The sequence below is a fragment of the Pseudomonas sp. P5_A2_2 genome, from assembly GCF_054177685.1.
Map to the genome: position 1 here is coordinate 1 of NZ_JBGCUL010000540.1, position 3,092 is coordinate 3,092.

The window sequence follows — 3,092 nt, forward strand, 5'->3', positions numbered from 1 at the left end:
GTTTTTATTAGCGTCATCAAGCGCTCCGGGTCATCCGCCCTGCGCCTTCATACATCGGCGCCCTGGCGCAATCTTTACGTTAACGTAAGGGCTATGGCAAGTGCCGTAGGGCGCTTGTGTTCCGTCAGGTGGACCGTGTCATCGTTCTTCGCGGGCAAGTCGAATCGCCGCACCGCCGCTCCCACAGGTTTCGCGTCGCCCACAAATATGCGGTTTTACTCAGACACTGTGGGAGCGAGCTTGCTCGCGATGAGACCAGCACATTCAACATTGATGGCGACTGATCCACCGCTATCGTCGGAACGCCGCCCGGAGCAAGCTCGCTTGTATGGTAGGACTTGAAGGGAGGAGGAGGGACAAGGCTCGATTCTGACTGTTGACGCAGTACAGACCGTGGGAGATTTCGCCCCTCCTCCTTTCACCCAAGCGCCGATAAAGAATGCATCTGGCTAGGACCGACGATAGGAACAAGCCTGCACCTTGAGGATGAGCAGCGCAGCGATCACCACGATAGCGCTGATGACAAGGGAGATGAGGGCTGCCCAGAGCGGATGCCCCCAATGCTCGCCCAACTGCCGCGTTGGTGGTTACCTGAAATGGCAGGACAGCACCGGCGACGAACGCCATGACCATGGGTAGAACGGTGAGAACCGGCAGAAACAGGCCAAGAGCGGACCGTGAGCACCATGTTCATGACGCCTTGCGAACACAAAAATCATGTCACTGGTTCTCGTGACTCTGTGTCGCGTTTTCTGCCGCTACACTCAAGCGGAACAAGGCATTACACATGGACCAGGCCCGTTATCAGACACAAACGGCGCAAACATTACGCAACTTATATCGTCCACTTATAGTGAGTCGCCCATGAACCGTCGATTGCTCACCGTTTTCATCGCGATGTCTCTTGCATGGTCAAATGTGCATGCCGGTTACCGGAACGATTCAAATGGCAATCCATACCCAGGGACTGAATCAAGACGATCCGTCGGCGAGTTTGGTGGCTCACTATTAATCACCTCCGATCCCGATTGGGAAAAAAAGTGGAATACTTCGCCCGAAACCATTCCCGTATTTAACAAAGCAAAGGTTGCTACCCAAGGTAAATGGATCTTTACGCTGATTTTTTTTGCAAACCCGAAACTGAATGCCAATCACGAAGCAAACATAACGTGCGATCTGAAAGTCATCAGACCGGATGGTACAGAGTCGATCAATCAGCGAGATATCGTTTGTTTTCAAGGACACCTCAAGGGGGAGTCGAATCACCTGCACCTCGCCGCCCCCGTGATCAATTTCATCGGCGAACCAGACGATCCCACAGGTATCTGGACGGTAGATATCACGCTTAAAGACAACTTGMGCAAGGTTGTCATACCGCTCAAAACAGCCTTCACCCTGAGATAGGTACGTGGCACTCCTGACGATGCAGAAAAACATGCATCGATCCAACGATTGCACGAATGACCGCTTCCTCAGGGCGTGAAGCCGCCGGTGGCGAAAGTCAAAAACGGCCAGAAGCGGCCTCTCGGTTGGGCTGTGAATCCTGGTTGGTTCAACCTTCTGGTTTGAGCGTCTCCCGTAGTTCCGCCCATTTCAACAGTGCATCGAGTGCTGGACACAGCGCTTGGCCCCACTCTGTCATGCGATATTCGACCTTAGGTGGTACTTGCGGATAGGCGGTGCGATGCACGATGCCATCCACTTCCAACTGACGTAACTGCTGGGCAAGCATCTTCTGGGATATCTCGGGGATCAGCTTTTCCAGTTCGGAAAAACGTTGCACCTGGCCTCCGAAGAGGTGGAACAGGATCACCAGTTTCCAGCGTCCTTCGAGTTGCCTGAGTACTGCTTCCAGGCCACTGGCTGCAGTCGACGGGGTATAGATCGCTCTCATATTTCCCTAACTTACTTTTTCGTGGGTTCTTGCCATTTGGTAAGCCTACAGCGAGCATGTGGGTGAAGCAATCCGTACATCAGCGAGGAAATACGCCATGAAAATCGAATTGCCTGAATCAATCGCCAGCTACCTTGCCGCCGAAAAAAAAACCGACATCAAGATATTGGAGCGCTGCTTTACCAAGGACGCCACCGTGCGCGACGAAGGCCAGACGTACAACGGGCTGGAAGCCATCAAAGCCTGGAAGCAAGCGTCGCAGGCCAAGTATCAATACAGCATCGAGCCATTGAGTAGCTCGCAGAAAGGACAGATTGTGACGTTGCTTGCCCGGCTTACCGGAAACTTCCCTGGTAGCCCGATCGAGCTCACCTACACCGTTGAACTTGCCGACGACAAGATCGCATCCCTGGAGATTCACTGATGAGCATGGCACTGGAACTTGAAGGCCTTCGCGCGTTGGTCACCGGCGGAACCAAGGGTATTGGTGAAGCCGTCGTCTTTCGCTTGCGCGAGGCTGGTGCAAAAGTCCTGACTGCTGCGCGTTCACGTCCCGAGCACATTCCCGAGGACATCTTCGTCGCGGCGGACATCACCACCTCCGAGGGTTGTACCAATGTCGTTGATGCCGTCCATGAGCGTCTCGGCGGGCTGGATATCATCGTCCATGTCGCTGGCGGCTCATCGGCTCCAGCGGGTGGCTATGAGGTGCTCGACGACCAGCAATGGCAACGGGCCCTGGACCTGAACCTGTTCCCGGCAGTTCGCCTCGACCGAGCACTGTTGCCCATGCTGCTCGAGCAAGGTTCGGGTGTCATCGTGCATGTCACCTCTATCCAGTGCCAACTGCCGCTACCTGAATCCACTCTTGCGTACGCTGCCGCCAAGGCCGCGCTCTCGAACTACAGTAAGGGTCTTTCCAAAGAGGTCAGTCCCAAGGGCGTTCGCGTGGTCAGGGTTTCACCGGGATGGGTGGAGACGGAGGCTTCAGTCGCCTTTGTAGAGGAAATCGCGAGGCAGAATGACACCGATTATGAGGGTGGCCGCCAAATAGTGATGGGCTCACTGGGAGGCATCCCGATCGGACGCCCCGCCAGACCAAGGGAAGTCGCAGATCTCATCGCATTCCTCGTCTCGCCGCTTGCGAGCGCCATCACTGGCACTGAATATGTGATTGATGGTGGGACGGTTCCCACAG

General features: G+C 55.1%; 4 protein-coding genes and 1 pseudogene. 3 read left to right on the plus strand and 2 right to left on the minus strand.

Going from position 1 to position 3,092, the window contains the following annotated elements; genetic code table 11:
- Positions 1-470: 470 nt before the first annotated feature.
- Positions 471-633 (minus strand): annotated as a pseudogene (locus ACXRVY_RS21885) (DMT family transporter); the annotation flags it as partial.
- Between the two features lie 231 nt (positions 634-864).
- Here ACXRVY_RS21885 and ACXRVY_RS21890 point away from each other — a divergent pair.
- The gene (locus tag ACXRVY_RS21890) at positions 865-1,404 is read left to right on the plus strand and encodes a hypothetical protein (protein WP_458238224.1); all 540 of its coding nucleotides are present in this window, start codon (positions 865-867) and stop codon (positions 1,402-1,404) included.
- Positions 1,405-1,552: 148 nt separating this feature from the next.
- Here ACXRVY_RS21890 and ACXRVY_RS21895 read toward each other — a convergent pair whose 3' ends face one another.
- A complete protein-coding gene (locus tag ACXRVY_RS21895) occupies positions 1,553-1,894 on the minus strand; it encodes a winged helix-turn-helix transcriptional regulator (RefSeq protein WP_223462419.1) in 342 nt (113 codons plus the stop codon).
- Between the two features lie 97 nt (positions 1,895-1,991).
- Here ACXRVY_RS21895 and ACXRVY_RS21900 point away from each other — a divergent pair, with 97 nt between their 5' ends.
- Positions 1,992-2,318: a nuclear transport factor 2 family protein gene (locus tag ACXRVY_RS21900; protein WP_223462420.1), complete on the plus strand. Its 327-nt coding sequence runs from the start codon at positions 1,992-1,994 to the stop codon at positions 2,316-2,318.
- The coding region (locus ACXRVY_RS21905; protein WP_458238225.1) for an SDR family oxidoreductase at positions 2,318-3,092 on the plus strand (775 nt) is incomplete at its 3' end. The genes ACXRVY_RS21900 and ACXRVY_RS21905, both read left to right, overlap by 1 nt.